The organism is Vibrio sp. T20 (assembly GCF_007858795.1).
Lineage (GTDB): Bacteria > Pseudomonadota > Gammaproteobacteria > Enterobacterales > Vibrionaceae > Vibrio > Vibrio satsumensis.
Genome location: NZ_VFEB01000125.1, coordinates 1 through 19516, shown reverse-complemented (window position 1 = coordinate 19516; position 19516 = coordinate 1). Strand labels below are relative to the sequence as shown.

General features: G+C 42.0%; 14 protein-coding genes and 1 pseudogene. 12 read left to right on the top strand and 3 right to left on the bottom strand.

What is annotated here, in order from left to right; translation table 11 throughout:
* Positions 1 to 162 precede the first annotated feature (162 nt).
* From FTW16_RS14500 to galE, 4 genes are all read left to right on the top strand, one after another.
* A complete protein-coding gene (locus FTW16_RS14500; RefSeq protein ID WP_146491587.1) occupies positions 163 to 2226 on the top strand; it encodes a TonB-dependent receptor plug domain-containing protein in 2064 nt (687 codons plus the stop codon).
* Positions 2216 to 2752, top strand: a complete 537-nt coding sequence (locus FTW16_RS14495) for a YfiR family protein (protein ID WP_146491586.1) — start codon at positions 2216 to 2218, stop codon at positions 2750 to 2752. The genes FTW16_RS14500 and FTW16_RS14495 overlap by 11 nt, the downstream gene beginning before the upstream one ends.
* Positions 2752 to 4725 (top strand): diguanylate cyclase, encoded by a 1974-nt coding sequence (locus FTW16_RS14490; RefSeq protein WP_146491585.1) that lies wholly within the window; start codon positions 2752 to 2754, stop codon positions 4723 to 4725. The genes FTW16_RS14495 and FTW16_RS14490 overlap by 1 nt, the downstream gene beginning before the upstream one ends.
* Positions 4726 to 4810: 85 nt before the next feature.
* Positions 4811 to 5824, top strand: coding sequence for a UDP-glucose 4-epimerase GalE (galE, locus tag FTW16_RS14485; protein WP_061016972.1), 1014 nt, complete (start codon positions 4811 to 4813; stop codon positions 5822 to 5824).
* 339 nt (positions 5825 to 6163) lie between these two features.
* On the opposite strand, the gene FTW16_RS14480 is transcribed toward galE, so the two are convergent.
* Positions 6164 to 8311: a TonB-dependent hemoglobin/transferrin/lactoferrin family receptor gene (locus FTW16_RS14480; protein ID WP_146491584.1), complete on the bottom strand. Its 2148-nt coding sequence runs from the start codon at positions 8309 to 8311 to the stop codon at positions 6164 to 6166.
* A 224-nt stretch (positions 8312 to 8535) separates the two neighbouring features.
* On the opposite strand from FTW16_RS14480, the gene FTW16_RS14475 reads away from it, so the two are divergent.
* Positions 8536 to 9423 carry a LysR family transcriptional regulator gene (locus FTW16_RS14475; protein WP_146491583.1) on the top strand — a complete coding sequence of 296 codons (888 nt, stop codon included), beginning with the start codon at positions 8536 to 8538 and terminating at the stop codon, positions 9421 to 9423.
* Here FTW16_RS14475 and FTW16_RS14470 read toward each other — a convergent pair.
* On the bottom strand, positions 9415 to 12096 hold the full coding sequence (locus FTW16_RS14470) for a bifunctional acetate--CoA ligase family protein/GNAT family N-acetyltransferase (RefSeq protein WP_146491582.1): 2682 nt from the start codon (positions 12094 to 12096) through the stop codon (positions 9415 to 9417). The genes FTW16_RS14475 and FTW16_RS14470 overlap by 9 nt on opposite strands.
* A 216-nt stretch (positions 12097 to 12312) precedes the next feature.
* On the opposite strand from FTW16_RS14470, the gene FTW16_RS14465 reads away from it, so the two are divergent.
* Together FTW16_RS14465 and FTW16_RS14460 are read left to right on the top strand one after the other, a co-directional pair.
* A complete protein-coding gene (locus FTW16_RS14465; RefSeq protein WP_060981319.1) occupies positions 12313 to 12876 on the top strand; it encodes an SPOR domain-containing protein in 564 nt (187 codons plus the stop codon).
* Between the two features lie 179 nt (positions 12877 to 13055).
* Positions 13056 to 14051 (top strand): D-alanine--D-alanine ligase, encoded by a 996-nt coding sequence (locus tag FTW16_RS14460; RefSeq protein WP_146491581.1) that lies wholly within the window; start codon positions 13056 to 13058, stop codon positions 14049 to 14051.
* A gap of 161 nt (positions 14052 to 14212) precedes the next feature.
* On the opposite strand, the gene FTW16_RS14455 is transcribed toward FTW16_RS14460, so the two are convergent.
* Positions 14213 to 15181, bottom strand: a complete 969-nt coding sequence (locus tag FTW16_RS14455; RefSeq protein WP_146491580.1) for a tyrosine-type recombinase/integrase — start codon at positions 15179 to 15181, stop codon at positions 14213 to 14215.
* A 100-nt stretch (positions 15182 to 15281) separates the two neighbouring features.
* On the opposite strand from FTW16_RS14455, the gene FTW16_RS14450 reads away from it, so the two are divergent.
* The 5 genes and pseudogenes from FTW16_RS14450 to FTW16_RS14425 all read left to right on the top strand — a co-directional run bounded on the left by FTW16_RS14450 (position 15282) and on the right by FTW16_RS14425 (position 19329).
* Positions 15282 to 15650, top strand: a complete 369-nt coding sequence (locus tag FTW16_RS14450) for a DUF3319 domain-containing protein (RefSeq protein WP_060981728.1) — start codon at positions 15282 to 15284, stop codon at positions 15648 to 15650.
* 3 nt (positions 15651 to 15653) lie between these two features.
* Positions 15654 to 15965, top strand: a complete 312-nt coding sequence (gene yciH, locus FTW16_RS14445) for a stress response translation initiation inhibitor YciH (RefSeq protein ID WP_008221404.1) — start codon at positions 15654 to 15656, stop codon at positions 15963 to 15965.
* Between the two features lie 302 nt (positions 15966 to 16267).
* Positions 16268 to 17125 (top strand): annotated as a pseudogene (locus tag FTW16_RS14440) (ISNCY family transposase); the annotation flags it as partial.
* Between the two features lie 84 nt (positions 17126 to 17209).
* Positions 17210 to 18598 carry a hypothetical protein gene (locus FTW16_RS14435; protein ID WP_146491579.1) on the top strand — a complete coding sequence of 463 codons (1389 nt, stop codon included), beginning with the start codon at positions 17210 to 17212 and terminating at the stop codon, positions 18596 to 18598.
* Between the two features lie 527 nt (positions 18599 to 19125).
* On the top strand, positions 19126 to 19329 hold the full coding sequence (locus FTW16_RS14425; protein ID WP_146491578.1) for a hypothetical protein: 204 nt from the start codon (positions 19126 to 19128) through the stop codon (positions 19327 to 19329).
* Positions 19330 to 19516: the final 187 nt, after the last annotated feature.

Genomic DNA, 19516 nt, shown 5'->3' with positions numbered 1-19516 from the left:
TAATCCTTTACGTTGTTGTATCTAAAGACGTTCGTATAAATGACAGAATTAAACAGTGACCTAACTCAAAGTTTTGCGGTTATGAATTTATTAGTACAGCATTTCATATATAGTCTATTATCAATAAAAACATTAATATTTGTCTGTATATTAGGTGAGCGTATGATTTCCCGACCAGTTTGCTTAGGATTAGCATTGACCACACCAGCTTGTGTAATGGCTCAGGAAAACTCTCTAGATCAACTCATGTCAATGAGCCTTGAAGAGCTATCTATGTTAGATGTTGAAATGGAAACAGCATCTAAGGTTACTCAAAAACTCACAGATATTCCCTCGTCTGTGTATGTACTTTCAAACGAGCGAATTCAGCGCAGCGGTGCAAAAAGTATCGCCGAAGTTTTAAAACTCGTACCGGGTTTAAAAGTTACTAAATTCAATGAAACATCTTGGTTTGTCTCTACAAGAGGATTTCATGACGGTCTCTATAACAAAATGTTGGTGATGATGGATGGGCGGAGCCTATTTAGCCCTGTCTATGGTGGAACTTATTGGTCCGACGTTGATTACGTACTCGCTGATATTGACCGAATCGAAGTACTAAAAGGGCCGGGTGGTACAATTTGGGGAGGCAATGCTGTCAACGGCGTCGTAAATATCATTACTAAGTCTGCTAATGATACACAGGGGACTTATCTCTCTGGTGTCGCTTCTAATACGGATAACTATGAGTTTAGCGTTCGTCAGGGCTTAAGCTTGAACGACAATGTGAACGCTCGTGCGTTTTATAAGTACCGAGAAGAACCAACGTATCGCACAAACGAATCTGAAAAATGGAAAGCGCAAACTGCTGGTATGGTGTTTCAACCGAGCAATACCAATGAAAGTTGGTCATTACGTATAGGCGGTGAAAAAAGCTTTTATGAGTCTGAGCTGTACACGTTCCAGTATGACAACTCAGGATCGTTTGTCGAATCAGAATCCAATGATTTCGATAACAAGAGTCAATCTTTTTACGTCCAATTTAACGACTCCCTTCATTTTGAAGAAAATTCGACACTCTCGTATTCGCTATGGGGAGAGTATAATGAGGACAATGCGCCAGACGCCCCGGGAAGCTATTCCACCATCGATTTTGACTCTACCTATATCAGCCAGTTATCGGTAAGCCATCAAATGACACTCGGCGGTGGATTGCGATACATGTATCTCGACTTCTCTTCAAGCCAAGTTTCTGACGTCGATTGGTATAACCCAGATTACTACGGTCGAGCTTATAACATTAAATCAGCAAATGACTATATTGCGAATGCTTTTGTTCAATCTCAAATTCAATTGACCGAAGCACTATCTATTACGGTTGGCGCTAAGGTAGAACACTTTACACAGAGTGATTCGACGGAACTTTCACCTCAACTGCGCGGTTTATACAAGTTAAATCAACGTCACTCTGTCTGGGCGGGACTAAGTCGTGCGGTCGTTGCGCCTTCTTATATGGATTCAAACTCCACATACTACTTCAACAGTTACTATGCCGATTCAAATGACAGTTACCTCGATGTCTATAAATCGAACTCGAACCTAGAAACAGAGAGTGTCATTACAGCTGAGATGGGATATCGCTATTCTAACAATTCAAACTTCGAGCTCGATGCGACGATATATTTAAGTGAACATGACAACCTTCGCTTCCATAGTTATGACGCTAGCGATATCCCGGCAAATCATGTCTATGTCGGCGCGCTATCTGACGACTATAAAGCGAAAACTTATGGGTTAGAGTTGGGGGCGAGTTATCACCTAACTGAAGATCTAACCAGCTACCTAAGCTACGCTTACACAACGCTAGAAGGTGAAAATATAGGTGATGACCCTAAATCTAGCCCTCAAACGAGTGTTTATTACGATATTGATAATGAACATTTAGCTACGGCACAGTTGATGTGGAATATCACCGATAGTTGGCAATTCGATGTGATAGGCCAGTACATTAATGTGAATTACCCAGACTATTGGGTAGCGGGTGATGGCACTCAATATGAATGGCAATCTTACCCGCATGAAATAACCTTTGATGCGCGTCTCGCATGGAAAAAATCGTCCGCAGCGCCTTTAATTGAAGTGGTTGTTGAAAACATAGGTAAGAGTGACGGCTATCAAGCTGAATTCACATCTCAGAAAAGCGTCAATCAAGAGTCGGTGTATGTGAGGGTCTCTCATGAATTCTAAATGGCTTAAGCACCGCATTAAGCTCTGCTTCACTAAATTAAGCCTGGCCGCTTTGACTATGCTTATTGTGCCTTGGAATACATCGGCGGCTAGCTTCAAACCGCATGAAGTTAAAGCGGTGTACCTGTTTAGAATTGCGAACTTTATTCGTTGGAATGACGAAAGCACAATGAATGTTGTTAACTTTTGCGTTATCGGCGATAAAAAAGTAAGCAAAGTACTAGCGTCAATTACAGAAGGGAAATCTATTCGTTCACTCGATATCCGAGTTCAACAATCGGTGGCGCCTAAGTGTGATATCACCTATCTATCTGATCTGGATAATAACGAATTTAGTAGCAATGCACACTCACCCCATACTGTCACGATCAGTGATATTCCTAACTTTACGGATATGGGAGGTATCATTGAGTTAACGCACATTGATAACAAGCTCAAACCTAAAATCAACTTAACAAACGCGAGACGTGGTGAATATATCATCGGTTCAAATTTGTTACGAATCGCTATAGTGGAGGGCCAGTAATGCTGTCTTTCATTAATAATATATCGATTAAAAACAAGTTGATCTTGCCGATTATTATCTTTATCGGGGTTACTTTCGTCACTATTCAATCAGTTAATTACACTGTCACTTTTGAGCGAGAGAAAGAGAGCCTGATCCAGCGAGTTAAGGTATTGGCGCAAGGGGTAGCATATAACCTACAAGCAGCAATCTTATTTGAAGATAAGTCGTCTGCTCAGGAGATTTTATCAGCGTTCATTGCAGATAGAGATATTGTGAGGGTAAAGCTCTATGACACTAATGAGCAGTTATTTGCTAACTATCAAGTGAGCAATACCTTGATCCCAAGGCCGACTGCTGATGAATTAATTGATATCGCGGATCATCAATTTGCCATCTCTGAACATTTCATCTTTTTGCTTGTTCCGGTGACTCTGGATGATGCTGTTATCGCGAACTTGAGAGTGACGATATCAAAACAGACGTTTAATTCGATCTTAACGAATATTTTCAAGGTTGCAGCCGTCTACCTGTTGTTTCTGGTCATATTAGGGGGAATATTGGTCAAATTGGTTCAACGCTTGATTATCGAGCCGATGTTTGACCTCAATGAGGCGATGCAAGCCTTTGTTGAGCGCCGATCAGAACAACCAAAATTAGTCGCAACCAACCGTGATGAGATAGGGGATCTGGTTCGCGCATTCAATACCATGCTGGAAAGGCTTCAACATCGCGATAACCAAATCAATTTTACGCTAGATAAATTACAAGAAGAAAAATCATTCGCAAATGAAGTGGTTGAAACCGTTCAGCACTCGTTGTTAGTCGTGGACGACAAAGGGCTCATCGTTCATGCGAATGTCGCCACTCGTGATATTTTTAAGTGCTCAGAAGCGTTTCTTGACAACTTGTTGATCCAAGAGCTGATCACAACGAAGCAAAAAGGATTTTTACAAGACGTCATCGACGCCAATATTGAGCTCAATGACGAACTACTTGAAACCACAGATCTATTTCAATCAAAGCGCTGGCTTCGTGTGAGTAGTCGTTCGCTGTCAAAACAGGGCCGTATACTTTATGCAATACAAGATGTAACTGAAATAGAGATAGCAATGAGCCGCCAACGTATTGCGGCAGGTGTTTTCGAGAACAGTAAAGACGGGCTTATAGTATTAAATTCGTCTAATGTAATTACTATGGTTAACCCAGCTGTGACTCAACTTCTCGGTTATCACGCCGATCTGCTGGTGGACAAAACACCATTTGAAGCATTTTCTTGGCAACAATTCTCTTCATTAATGCCGACTATTCGTAGCTCATTGGAAAATTATGGCCAGTGGCAAGGAGAAATCTGGGAGAAGAGTGCGTCTGGCACCTTGATTCCAATGTTTGTCAAAGTGAATAGAGTTTCATCAGACAATGAAAAAGATGAGTTTGATATGGTATTAACGCTGTCGGATTTATCTAACGTCAAAGAGATGGAGAGGCTCGAACACTTGGCTCATCACGACGCGTTAACAGGATTAGCCAATAGGGCTCAACTGTATAAGGTGATGGATGATGTCATAACCTCTAGTCATTATTCAAATCAGCTCTTTGCGGTGATCTATTTGGATCTTGATGGTTTTAAACACGTTAACGATAATTATGGACACGATGCGGGCGACGCAATTCTCAAACAAGTATCAAATAGGCTGTTATCTCAGGTACGGGCAGGTGATTTGGTTGCACGTTTGTCGGGAGATGAATTCGTTCTTATTATTAAACAGACAAACAAAGCCTTGTTGGTTAAGTTAGCTGAACGATTGTTAGAGCTTATTGAACAAGAAGTAAATTATAAACAGAGCTCACTTCATGTTGGAGCAAGCTTGGGGATCCATTTAGTTGATGGCTCTGAGCGCGATATTGACGTGATTCTGAGAATTGCTGATGAGGCGATGTACCAAGCGAAACGCAAAGGAAAAGGGCAATTTGTGTTCTCTCATGATGGTTAATTGCCTCAGGCATTTGTGACCTCAACCTAAGTTGTTGTATCATAAGTGATAGGTTGAGTATTTTTAATTAAAAGGTCTGCTAAACATGAATGTTCTAGTTACAGGTGGCATGGGTTACATTGGTAGCCATACAAGTATCCAGATGATTAACGCAGGTATGACTCCTGTACTTTTTGATAGCTTGTACAACAGTAAACCAAGCGTTCTAGAGCGTATCGAAAAGGTATCTGGCGTTCGCCCTAGCTTCATTGAAGGCGACGTTCGTGATAAAGCGCTTTTAACTGAAACCATGAAGAAACATAACATCGAAGCGGTTATCCATTTTGCAGGCCTTAAAGCAGTCGGTGAGTCAGTGGCAAAGCCTCTTGAATACTACGACAATAACGTAAATGGCACGTTAGTTCTTGTTGATGCAATGCGTGACGCTGGTGTTAAAACTTTAGTATTCAGTTCTTCAGCAACGGTGTACGGCGATCCTGCGAGTGTGCCTATCACAGAAGATTTTCCAACTAGTGCGACGAACCCTTACGGTCGAAGTAAGCTAATGGTTGAAGAGTGTTTAACCGATTTCCAAAAAGCCAATCCGGATTGGAGTATTACACTGCTGCGTTACTTTAACCCTGTAGGTTCACATCCAAGTGGTGAGCTAGGTGAAGACCCGCAAGGTATCCCAAATAACTTAATGCCATTTGTCTCTCAAGTAGCAGTGGGCCGACGTGAATTCCTATCTGTCTTTGGTAGTGATTACCCAACAAAAGATGGGACCGGTGTTCGTGATTACATCCATGTAATGGATCTATCTGACGGCCACATTGCAGCGCTCGAGAAAGTAGGGCGTAAAGACGGTCTTCATATCTACAACCTTGGTACAGGTAACGGTTCAAGTGTATTAGATATGGTTAAAGCATTTGAAAAAGCGAGCGGCAAAGATATCCCTTACCAACTTGTTGATCGTCGTCCGGGTGACATTGCTGAATGTTGGGCAGACCCAGCCAAAGCTCAAAAAGAACTCGGTTGGAATGCGACACGCACACTGACTGAAATGACCGAAGATACATGGCGCTGGCAGTCAACCAACCCTGATGGTTTTCCTGGCTAACCGAGTTGTTTCATGAATGGTTAATGTACAAAAAGATGCTTTAGAGCATCTTTTTTGATCTAAATCGAATAAAAACTGAATTAGCGGTTAAAAAGTATCATTCTGTATCGGTTGTTGTTATCATGCTTGCGAATTATATGTTTAATGTTAATTTTCTTTGGAGTTAATCATGGAACTAGGTCTAATCATCACTTTTATCATTGCTGCTGCAGTAATGGTTAAGAAAGAAATGGCAGAGAAGTAATTTCACTTACCCCTTTTTGATACAATTTTTAGTGAAATAATAAAAGCCAGCATTTAGCTGGCTTTTTAGTATCTGCAGTTCAGCTTTTTAACGAATTAGAATTCGTATTTAGCTGAAATGCCATAGTTTCTTTCCGCTTGAGAGTTTTCTTTGTAAAGCTCATCATCTCCGCGAACATCATTCCAACGGTAGTATTCTTCGTTTGTTAGGTTGAACACACCGCCACGAATCGTTAAGTCTTTGATAGGCTTGTAGTAAGCCGTTAAATCAACAACGGTTGCACTTGGAAGCTCAGCTTGACCAGCGTTACCGCCATTTTCATCATCAAAGTTGATGTCTGAACCAGATTTATCAGCCGTATAGTTTAATTTAAGGCTAGTACCCCAGTTTTGGCTTGGCGCATCATAGTTAAGACCTAATACAGCATTCCAAGGGTTCACACTGTTTAGTGCATTTCCGTTACCGTCTTCACCTTCAGTGTAAGACGCCACGAAATGAGTTGAGATGCCTTCAGGCGCTCCCACTAAAACATCCCAAAGTAACGTGTTAGAGAACTCAATGCCCTTAATCGTTGCAGATTCTAAGTTAACATTAGAGTAGTGTGTCGTACCACCAACTTTCTTCGTTACCACAGTTTCAATGAAATCATCGTAATCACTGTAGTAAGCGGCAATTTCAGATGAAGAAGCCTGAGTATTGTGACGGTACCCTAACTCGTATGAAATACTTGTTTCTGATTTCAAATCTGGGTTCGGATCGTTTACGTAACCGTGACCAGGGTTGTCATATGTATAGTACAGTTCATCAAATGAAGGAGCTCTAAAGCCTTGGCTAATTTGCCCAAACACAGTACCTGTATCTGTGAGTTTGTAAGTCGTACCTAAACGCCCTGTTACTGCAGAATCTGAGAAATCAGTTAGTGATTCAGCTGTATTTTTTCCTGGATCTGTTGAGAAGTAATCAAAGCGTACTCCTGGGGTAACAATGAGCTTGTCATTCAATAAACTAATTTCGTCTTGTACAAATAGACCAAACTTTTGTTCTTTAGCATCAGGAGTGTATACATAAAGCTTGTCATCAGTCGCAGGATCAGAGTTGTACTCCATATTTGTATTGCTGATGTCACTATGTGTATAAGTAGCACCATAAACTAGGTAATGGTTATTAATCTCTTTATCAAGCTGTGTTTCTATCTCTAGCTTATCTTCGGTGTATTCATAGTCTTTTGTTTGAAGATTGTCATTGTTAGCAGGGACATAAGGGGGGAAACCAGGACCTGCAGGTTTAAAGCGCTTCGTCACACCATTCTCTTCTTTAGAAATGTACGACACTTTGCTGGTCACGGTATCGGCAATTGCGCCATCAGCGAACCAAATGTGTTTAATCGCAAATCGATTTTGCTCTGTATCATCTGCACCCGTGTAGCTATCGTAGCTTGAGTGATAAATGTCAGAGTCTGAAGTGTCTTTGATTAGCTCAGCTAGAAACTCAATACGATGGCTTTCATTCAATTGATATTGCAATTTTACCAATAGGTTATCGGCTGATGTGTCTTGATCTTCTACTGCGTAATTCTCTAAGTTATTAGAGTCGCGGAAGTTTTGAAGCTCTTCACCGTCACGACGAGTGTAGGCAACCAATGTTTCTAAATCACCGAATCGATTAGCTAATGCAACATGCTCACTAAAAGAATTATCTTCTGAAGAGTAAGACAGTTTCGCTTGGCCACCGAAGTCTTCGCCATCTTTCAAGAAATCAGAAGGGTCTTTAGTTTCAAAGGCAACAACACCACCAATTGCGTCACTTCCGTGTAAACTTGAAGCAGCACCTTTGATAATTTCGACACTTTTAAGCATGTCGGGATCAATTGAAATACCGCTAGAATTGATAAATGCGTATGGACCACCATCAAATGAACCTGGCTGAGAAGAGCCATCGACCAAAATCTTAACGCGTTTACCTTCCATGCCACGAATGTTGATAGTCTGTGCGCCTTGGCGAGAGCTTGAATTCATCGTTACACCCGGAGTGTATTCGAAGATTTCATTCACATCTTTCGCCATATTCTCTTCAATTTGCTTATCCGAAATGACAGTAACAGAAGCTGCTGTATTGATAAGTGTTTGATTAGTACGAGTCGAAGATACAACAACCTCATCAAATAGGGCATAATCGTCAGCAAAGGCTGATGTTGATGAAAGCGCTAAAACGATTGAAGCAGAGAGTAGGGATTGCTTATACATCTGATAGTTACCTTAGTTCCATAGTCTTATCTTGATTTGCGAAAGATAATATTGGATCCAAATGATAATTACTATTATTTGCATTTAAATAATTTTCAATCTTATCAACTAATTCATAATTAATACTCTTAAATACCTGTATTAAAAAGACTTTTACAGTTCCATTCGCGGCATGAATGCTTCTGTTTTTGTGATTCAGATCTCATTTATAAAGTAGGAAAGCTATGCATAGTCCAATAACACTTGAAGCATTACACATATTAGATGCCATTGATCGTCGTGGGAGTTTCGCAGCTGCAGCGAATGAACTGGACCGAGCACCTTCTTCATTGAGTTATCAAATCCAGAAGTTAGAACAAGACTTAGATATCATGATTTTTGATCGCTCAGGCCACCGTGCAAATTTCACGGAAGCGGGGCAGTTAATATTAGAGCAAGGTAGAATCATTCTTGGTGCCACTGAACAACTCGTTAACGATGCGAATATTCTTGCTAATGGCTGGGAGCTCGATTTAACCATTGCCTTTGATGGCATCATTCCTATTGCCAATTTCTTCCCGTTGGTCGACGAACTCGGGAAAATCAGCAAAACACGTGTTCGCTTACAAGAAGAGATCTTAGCCGGATGTTGGGAATCCCTGACAGATGGCCGAGCCGATTTGTTGGTATGTCCCAAGCTCGACACGATTCCAAACGATATGAAAAGTGACACCATTGGTAAGATGGAAATGGTATGGGTCGCGGCATCAAGCCACTACGTTCATAAGCGCTCTGGCGAGTTCGACCAAAAGGCGAGGGAAAGTTACAGGGTTATTGCAATTGCAGACACTGCACGCGATCAACCAGCGTTAAGTCGCAACATTCTAGAGAAACAACCTCGTTTAACCGTAACAAGCTTCCCTGCAAAAGTAGAAGCTCTAACGACGGGATTAGGGATTGGTACATTACCGAGTGTTATAGCGAAACCATTGATCGAATCTGGCGTTCTACAGCAGATTTCGGGAACAGAACCGCAACCTATCGATATTGTGATGGCTTGGCGACGCAACAAAATGGGCGACGCCAAGTCTTGGTGTATCCAACATCTTAAAAAGACATGGGCGTTAAAGTAACGGTAACACCATATCTGCAGTACCATATTCAAAACTGATATCTAGCTCGAAGCCGAGCTTTTGGGCTAGTGTCAGCATCCCTCTATTGGTTGGCATTGTCATACCAGACATCTGTTTTGTCTGCTTCGCACGACAGTAATCGATAACCTTAGTCATAAGAATTCGACCTAAACCAACACCTTTAAGATCAGACCGAATCAATATCGCGAATTCAGCGTCCGTATTCTCTGGGTTAATCAGCGCACGGGACACACCAATAATCGCTGGAACGCCTTGTTCCTCACGTACCACTACAAACGCAATCTCTCTATCGAAATCAATCTGAGTAAAATTAGCTAATGCTTCATGATTAAACTCGCCCACATCACTAAAGAAACGCTTGTAGAGATCCTCTTTAGAGACACGATTAATGAAGTCGGCATGAAGTGGTTCATCTTCAGGAAGAATAGGGCGCAGCAACACTTCTGTCCCATCTTTTAACTGGATGCGTTCTTCAAGCTCTACAGGGTAAGGGCGAATCGCCAGTCTTTCTTGTGGATCACCTTCGTAGGCTTTCAATATAATATCGGCATCCAATATCGTAAATTTGTCTCCATTAGCGAGTACTGGGTGTATATCCAAATCGTGTATCTCTGGGCAATCCACCACCATTTGAGAGATACGGACCAACAGCTCAGACAAACCTTCTATATCAATGGGGTTAGGCAGTTTTTGCAGGCGAATCTTGCCACTTTTTATCGCCCTAATGATCAAGTAACGGGCCAGTGTCATGTTAAGCGGTGGGAAAGCAGCCGCGGCATCAATCGATTCGTCCCACTCAGAGCCACCTTGGCCAAGTAAAATGATAGGGCCAAAGGTTTCGTCCGTTGTAACCTTAACTCGCAGTTCTTGGCCGCCTGCAAGCTTGGCCATTCCTTGAATCAACAGCCCATGGATATGCGCGGTAGGGAACGACAATTGAGATCGATCGAGAATTGCCTGAGCGGCATTCGCGACTTCACTACTGTTTCGTAAATTCAGCATCACGCCTTGAACGTCCGACTTATGCGCAATGTCTGGAGAACGAAGTTTTACGGCAACCGGATAACCAATTGTTTCAGCTATATGTACCGCTTCACTTGGGTCGGAAGCGATCCATGTGGGTAGCACATCAAGGTTGAAGTGCTTGAAAAACTGACTGTTTTGATGGGTATCAAGACTAACTGTATCTTTATCCAGCAGTTGGCGCTCTATCCAATTTTTTGCATCTGCCAAGTCTTCAATGTGCACTTTTTCTGCCGTGGTCGGCGTTTCCATTAACTGACGTTGGTTACGTCTGTACTCGACCAAGTGCATGAATGCGACCACTGAGCTTTCAGGCGTTCGATAGGTCGGGAAACCCGCTTCGGTAAACAGCTTTCTCGCTGGCCTAGCTGTTAACTCACCAGACCAATTCGTCAGGATGTTAAAGCGCTTGTGGCGAGGGTGCTTCTTAATCGCTTCAATAATTCGTTCAGCCGTTCTAGCGGAATGTGCAATTGCTGAAGGGCTATGCATGATAAGAATCGCATCCGCTTCATCGCCATCGAGTAAGATGTTTATGGTATCGATATAACGCTGATCACCAGCATCACCAACAATATCGATAGGATTGCTATGAGACCAACTCGATGGCAACACCTTGTTCAATTGGTCGAGTGTCTCTTCAGATAACTCTGCGAGTTTACCACCACGCTCAAATAGGGTGTCCACTGCCATAATTGCAGGGCCGCCCCCATTGGTAACAATAGCCAAACGCTCACCACGTAAGGGCACTGAATGAGTCAGTGTTTCTACCGCAGCAAACAGTTCATGTAAGTTCTTAACTCGTAGCATGCCACTACGTCGGATCGCAGAGTCATAGATAATGTCTAAAGTGTCAGCACCGCCAGTATGGGCCATGGCCGCCGCTCTGCCTTTCGCCGTGCGACCGCCTTTTAACACCAGAATGCGTCGGTTTCGCGATGCCGCACGCGCCGCAGAAATAAAGCGCCGAGCATCAGTAATGCTATCAACGTAAAGTAGTATCGCTTCAGTATGAGAATCGGTACTCAGGTAATCCAATAATTCCGAGAATTCGATATCACTGCCATTGCCTATCGAGATAAACGCTGAAAAGCCGATCTCTTTGTCATTAGCCCAATCTAAAATCGTGGTACACACAGCAGCAGATTGAGAAACAAAGGCGATTTTACCAGGTAATGCTGTTACTGGAGAGAATGATGCGTTCAAATTTAACCAAGGGACAATCACCCCCAAACTATTGGAGCCAAGCACTCGGATGTTGTTCTTTTTGGCTATCGCCAGGCATCTTGCGTCATACGTCTCGCCATTATCACTTTGTTGTTGCATGTCGGATGAAAGCACAATGACAGAAGCGATGCCTTTCTCAGCCAGCTCTTCAAAAATGGCGACATTACGAGTCGCATTGGTACACAATATCGCAAGGTCAGGAACGATCGGCAGCGACAAAATGTTTTTGTAAGAGAGTACACCTGCCACCGAGTCATATTTTGGCGTAACCGGCATCACCGCACCTTTGAAATCCCCGTGCAACAAATTGTTCATGACGATATATCCTGCACGCATTTCTCGTTGAGAAGCACCAACAACAGCGATTGAGCGGGGTTTAAGTAGGGGATCAAGATGATTCATAGACATATCCTAGCAATGCACGTAAGTTCATCGTAACTTACTTTTCACTAACGGGTTGATGGCAAATTCACCGAATTAAGATGAATAAGCAGACACTGCATAAAGTTTGTGAAATAGGTCACCCACTAATGGTGTATAATCTCAAAGTTAACTTGATTCTAAACCGACGTATCGGCATGATTTATAGTAATTATTATTAAGGATATAGAGCTTTCCATGAAAAAATTTGCAATTGTGACTTTGCCACTGCTCTTGGCTGCATGTGTATCTGACGACTACGTTACCAATGTCACTTCAGATAGTTATCAAGAAGAGTACAAGACGGCCAAAGTTGAAGCTCCAGTTGTATCTCAATCTGAGCAAACAGGCGTTGTTGAAGAAAACGTTGTCAACGTGATCAGAACTGAACCTGTTGAACAGAAAGTCACTCAAACGACTAAAGCTAAGCCAGTTGCAGTAGTGACAGGACCAACGAAGAAACAACAAGACATGAACCAGCGTTTTGGTTACACAGTTCAAGTTGTTGCTGTTGGCAGCCAAAGTAAAGTCGATTCTTTCGTGAAAATGCTACCTACGACTTCTCAGCCAGTTTGGGAAAACTACAAAATGGTTAACGGCACTAAGTGGTTCACCGTACTTTATGGTGACTATGCAACGCGCTTAGAAGCTAAAAAGGCAATCTCAACGCTGCCGAGCACTTTCCAAAACTTGAAGCCGTTTGTTAAGAGCATTGATGACATCAAGAACTCTGAATACCCAACGCTTAACAAGTTGAACTAAGTTTTAATTCATAAAGAAGGGGCAAATGCTCCTTCTTTTGTTTTAAGACTCGCTGTTTTGTTTAATAGTTAATCGCTCGCTCTTTCGAACGCAATTTTAACAATCAAAACACTGTACCTATCTCGACTTTTGTTTATCATTGAAGTCAGTATTCCTAGTTTCAAGGACCGAATTTACCCATGAACACCACAAACATCCTTCTACTTTGCGGCGGTGGATCTTCAGAGCATGAAGTGTCTTTAGTTTCAGCTAATTACCTTTTTGAACAACTCAATAGCGTTGCTGATTTTAACGTTGTAAGAGTTGAAATTAAAAACGAGGGCTGGTGTCTTGATTCAGGTGAATTAGTTTATCTTGATATTAACGATCAAACCTTACGCGGTGACAATTTAGAATCTAAAGTCGATTTCATTGTGCCTTGTATTCACGGTTTCCCGGGGGAAACCGGTGACATTCAATCTCTGTTTGAAATGGCTAAAATTCCGTATCTAGGCTGTGGTTCAGAAGCAAGTAACAACAGCTTCAATAAAATCACTTCAAAGCTTTGGTACGACGCGCTTGGCATTCCAAACACGCCTTATCTATTCTTATCAGAAAACGATGAACAAGCTCACTCACAAGCGACTCAAGCCTTTGAAAATTGGGGTAAAGTGTTCGTGAAAGCTGCCCGTCAAGGCTCTTCCGTAGGTTGTTACCAAGTTAACCAAGTAGAAGATTTAAGCGAAGCGATCAACAAGGCGTTCACTTTTTCGGACCAAGTATTGGTTGAGAAATCAGTGGTGCCTAGAGAGCTAGAAGTTGCTGCTTATGAAATCGATGGCGAGCTACATATTAGCAAGCCGGGGGAAGTGATTGCACCTAATGGCGCATTTTACTCTTACGAAGAGAAGTACAGTGCAGACAGCCACTCCATTACCGAAGTTGAAGCAAGTAACTTAACAGATGAACAGCGTGAATTGATTGCAGACAGCGCACGCAAAGTCTTCACTCAGATGAAGCTTCGTCACTTGTCTCGTATTGATTTCTTCCTAACGCAAGACAACGAAATCTACCTGAACGAAGTAAATACGTTCCCAGGTATGACGCCAATCTCCATGTTCCCTAAAATGGTTGAGCATGCCGGTCACAAATTCAGCCAGTTCTTGGAGAACTGCGTGAGAACAAGTCTTTCTTAGGTCTTCTAACTCGTTTTCGTTCACTTAGAGCTAAACCCAACAAGTGCATTGAGTTTTCTGCCAAAGCACTTGTTGGGTTTAAAGCTGGCCGTTTTTAAAAATCGATCGTTTTAGCCGCTACTTATATCCAAGTAACAATATCCAAATAATCTACGAACCGTTTATTGCCAAGGGGTTAGCGCCTTAAACTTCATCTTCTCACTTTCAGCAGTACCCGAAAAGCCAACATATTGGGCTGGCATTGCGGGGCTAAGCCAGCGGCCAAAGTCCTGAATCTCTCTAACCTTAAGACCTTGTTTCGACAACTCTTGTGCAGCACCAACACGAATCGAATTTCCAGAGAAATAGTGGTTTTCCGGCAGTTGAAGTAAGTCGCTAGCTCGTCTCAATATCCGGTAAATGGACGAATCATCTAAAGGCTGCAAACCAATATTCTCATGCTTGTCTATCGCACGAAATACTGGCAACTCATCTTGTGTACCAGTAAACGAAAGCCAACGTTGAAGTGCAACACTGGCTATTTGTGACAACTGATAAGCCGAACCTTTGACCGTGACTTGGTAATGATCTTCAACGTACTCAACATCAGTCATTGATAACGCCTTAAGTTCTGAGCGTTTTAAAGCACACTCGAACATCACGTTATAAATAGCTATATCCCTGATCTCTTTCAAGTTTGCTTTGTCGTCGGAGAGTAACACATTTAAATCAGTGAGATGCTTAGATGTCATAGCATTGGTTTGCTTCGCGTCACCGGCCATTTGCGACTGTAAGTGGAGCAGGGTAAAGCGAACTTGCCTGTGCTTGATTGGATTAGCAAAGTTCAACACAGTATGAAGCATACTAAGCGTTGCGGTGTAACGTTTTAGAGATGCGTATTTTCTATCGTTAGACTCCGTCTCGAGAAAACGACGAACAGCGGTTATAGATGCGGGAAGTGTGTTAATACGATGTTTGGTACAGAACGCATGATAGCGATTCCAATCACTGTAGATACCTAACAGTGAATTACGAGAGTATTGAAATCCTGTCAACTCATCTATAATTTCAATTGTCGCGCACCTGTTCAATTTTTCAACAAATGAATTAATTCTCACAGAGTCGGTTAGAATAGGGACATTTTTTCTCAAATTACCGTACCTCGACAGGTGTTTTTACCATATTATGCTTGATATCATTATAAGTATACTTATGATTAATGTAGTGAAAACAAAAAGATGATTAATGGATATGGCTAATTCAATTTACCGAAGCGTCCATCTGCAATCGACGGATGCCACTAACACGGTTTGGCGTGCTAAGTTAAAGAACAATGTTATTCAGGGCAACCTAGCTGCCGTGAAAAAGAGTATTGATTGGTGGATTGACACCGCATCTATTATTGACCCGAAAGAGTTCACGACGTTAAATAAGTCGAGAGGAACTGGTGGCCAAACTGAAAACTTCAACGGCTATCAGATAAAGAATGACACAGGTGAGCCTAACGCGTGGTATTGCATGTTTAACGGACGTCTTATCAAAGGCGGCAAGGTTGCAATTCAGCGTCATATAGAAGCTTACTTACTCGCAAAACAAAAAGCAGAGCAACAAAAGAAATAAGTTATGAGTTTAGTATATTCAACAGAAACAGGTCGCATTAAGCCTGAAGAAGAGAAAGTCCAGCGTCCTAAAGGCGATGGTATCGTTCGAATTCAAAAAGAAACCAAAGGCCGTAAAGGCAAAGGCGTTTCTGTCGTAACTGGCTTAGACCTAGATGATGCACCATTAAAACTAATGGCAGCAGAACTTAAGAAAGTCTGTGGCTGTGGTGGATCCGTAAAAGATGGCAACATCGAGATTCAAGGTGACGCTCGTGACAAGATCAAAGCGCACCTTGAAAAGAAAGGCTACAAAGTTAAATTTGCAGGCGGTTAAGCTCTAACTAATACCAGGGTTAAAATCGAAGATTATTATCACTGGATATTAGGTATTTTATGGTAAATAACCATTATGGTTAAATACACAGTATAATTCAGAGAATATCGACACCAAATAAAGGCAGGGCATCACACAAAGAGTCCTGCCTTATAAACATCAAATTCAATTTAACATAACGTACATAATACGCACTGAGCTTGTTAGAGCAATTTAGTAATGTCCGGTTTGAGCCATTTTAAAATGTCCTCCTAAGCTTACCTATATTGGTCTGCTTAGGAGTTATCCGGATGCTTATTACTATGGGTGAAAAAGATATTCATCGATTCAAGGTGCTTACTGACGTACGTGAAAAACGACTACGCCAAGTTGACGCTGCTATCATTTTGAATCTGTCTGCCCGTCATATCCGACGTTTGGTAAACAAACTTGTCTCTCTTGGCGCTCAAAGTCTTACACACGCAGCGCGTGGACGCCCAAGTAATCGACGCTACTCAGAACATTTCAGAATTGAAATACTGAAACTTATCCGTGAGCATTACTCTGACTTCTCACCAACGTTCGCTCTGGAAAAACTGACTGAACGACACAATCTATCCGTCTCTAAAGAAACACTCCGTCAATGGATGATCGCCGACGGACTGTGGCTTCCACATTCACAACGAAAACCTCGGGTCTATCAGCCTCGTTACCGTCGTGATTGCTTGGGTGAACTTATCCAAATTGACGGCTCCCATCATGACTGGTTTGAAGGCCGCAGCGACAAATGCTGCCTATTGGTGTTCATTGACGATGCGACTGGCCGCTTGATGAACCTAAGATTCAGCGAGACGGAATCCGCGTTTGACTACATGTTGGCGACGCGTGAATACCTCGACGCGCACGGTAAACCCATTGCATTTTACAGCGACAAACACTCCATATTTCGAGTGAATCAGGAGAAACACAAACAAGTTGGCCAAACTCAATACGGGCGCGTGTTGAAAGAACTGGCGATAGAACTCATCTGTGCCAACAGCTCCCAAGCCAAAGGCCGCGTTGAGCGAGCCAACCTCACGCTGCAAGACCGGCTGGTTAAAGAGATGCGCTTACAAGGCATCAACACCATCGAGCAAGCCAACGCCTGGCTTCCCTACTTCATCGCCGATTTTAACCATCGCAAACGCAGTGCGTTAGGTGTTTGTTTTATATAGTTTAAAGGGAATGGTATAATGGAAAGATAATACAAAAAGACGGTAAGAACAGTGACAAGTAAGAGTAATGAAGGGGTCACCCTAGAAGGCGAATTTATTTCCGCAGACGAAACTATTTCTGAAGACGAATTTATTTCCGCAGACGAAACTATTTCTGAAGACGAAACTATTTCTGAAGACGAAACTATTTCTGAAGACGAAATTGATCTAAGTATCGATTCCGAGGATTTAAGTAACATTGTACAATCAACTCGCAGAGCAATTCAGCGAAGGCTAAGCAAAGGTTTAAGTCTATTCACTGAATATGATAACGGCCAAAAGTTGGGTGGTTCTGAAGTATCAAGTGTATTAGCAGCTAATTCACATTCAATTGTTTTTTATTGTACTAAAGGCAACCTCTGCTCATTCACTCTAGGAGGGACTAGCCCTAGCCAGTATGATGCTCAAATATTGTATGCTGATGTAAAACAGAGAATATTAAACTCAAATATGATATTTTCTCGACCTGGTTTGCACGTCATTGCTGATGAATGTTACGCAGCAGCTTACACCAACAAATTCACCGATAAGAGTAAAGTAAAAGAGCGTTTTCAAAATGTATATCAACAATTAGAAAATGACACTAAGAATGTCAAGAAAACGTACGCTTTTCACTCTACCTATCAACTTTACTTAGATAAAAATAACGATATAAAATTCACGTTTACTTTTAAATTCCCTCAATCACTGCCTTTTGCACTCGCACAAAGTCGCGCTAGAGAGTTACAGACTTTAGCCAAACAAATGTTGAAAGGTGATGAATTGGAACTTGCGTTAGATAAAATCGCAATGTCTCTGCAGCACTGTATCAAAATTTCACTTATCAATGCTGATAGTTCTATTGAGGATAGCTGTTCCATTGATGTGGACGAAATTTTTAAGACTGTAGAGGAAGAGTTGGATGAGAAATTTGTAGCTTCATTACGAGTAAAATTCTTTGTATACTCAACCAGCTTCACTATGTTTGTTGGCCTAATGTTGATGTGTTTACTTTACGAATTTGAAGATTTTTCCCTGTACTACAAAGCTATGTTGTGTGCACTATCTGGCACTTTTGTTTCCATCCTCCAACGACACAATACTATCAACATTCGCTCCACAATGAGTGCATCTGGGGTTGGTGTCGAAGCCATGACAAGAAGTATTATCGGTGTAATATTTGGATTCTTCACCGTTATACTAGCAGAATCAGACTTAGCTCTTTCTACTTTCAAAGAGTTAGATAAAGCATTATATATCTTTGCATTCATTGCTGGTTTCTCCGAGCGGTTTGCTCCAGATATGTTCAACACAATAGCAAAAAATACTGAGGAGCAATTTCCCTCACATAATAAGGCCGGTAAAAAAAACAAGCGTAAAAAGAAAAACGCCAGTAAAAATGATACTAGCGCTGTAACTTAGTGTTGCGTTAGTTAACAGCTTACGATTCTCGCAATTGCTCTAGCAAGTTTAAGCAGTTGTCTGGACGCTTTATTTCTAAGTCCGACTGAATCAATACCAGCTAATATTTATTGTGGTGTGACGAGCTGACCAGTTAAAAGCTCAAGCCTATCGTAGTGCATTATTAACTGCTGCCAGTCATTACTGGCAGCTAGTCCCGGCCCCGCCCCATTCTCATAAGTCGTTTACACCCGGAGGTGTTATGCCCCTTATCCCACTCCGAGAGTGTACTCACAAATTTGAAACACAGTTTAGCGACTTCTTCCTTAGTCATTTTGCATTCAATTGCGTAAAAAAGATAGGTTTGCTCACTTTGCAGAACTTTAAAAAACTTATAAATACAACCATTTATGATTAACAATAAATCAACACACCATTCAGCATAATACGCAGTTGGCTTGTTGGAGCAATTTTGTAATGTTCGGTTTGAGCCGTTTTAAAATATCCTCCTAAGCTTACCTAAATTGGTCTGCTTAGGAGTTATCCGGATGCTTAGATTCAAGGTTCTGACTGACGTACGTGAAAAACGACTACGCCAAGTTGAGGCTGCTGTCATTTTGAATCTATCTGCGCGTCATATCCGGCGTTTGGTGAACCAACTTGACTCTCTGGCGCGCAAAGTCTTACACACGCAGCGCGTGGTCGCCCAAGTAATCGACGCTACTCAGAACATTTCAGAATTGAAAAACTGAAACTTGTTCGTGAGCATTATTCTGACTTCTCACCAACGATGGCCGAAAAGCTCATCAAAATCCACGTTCGCGGCTACTTGCCCCTAGATTATCGGCGTTTTTCAAGGTAGTTGTCATCATTTGCTTATTTACTAAGCAGCTTCTCTTTCTGGATTTAGGTGAACGTCACCAATAGGTTCACAGTTTC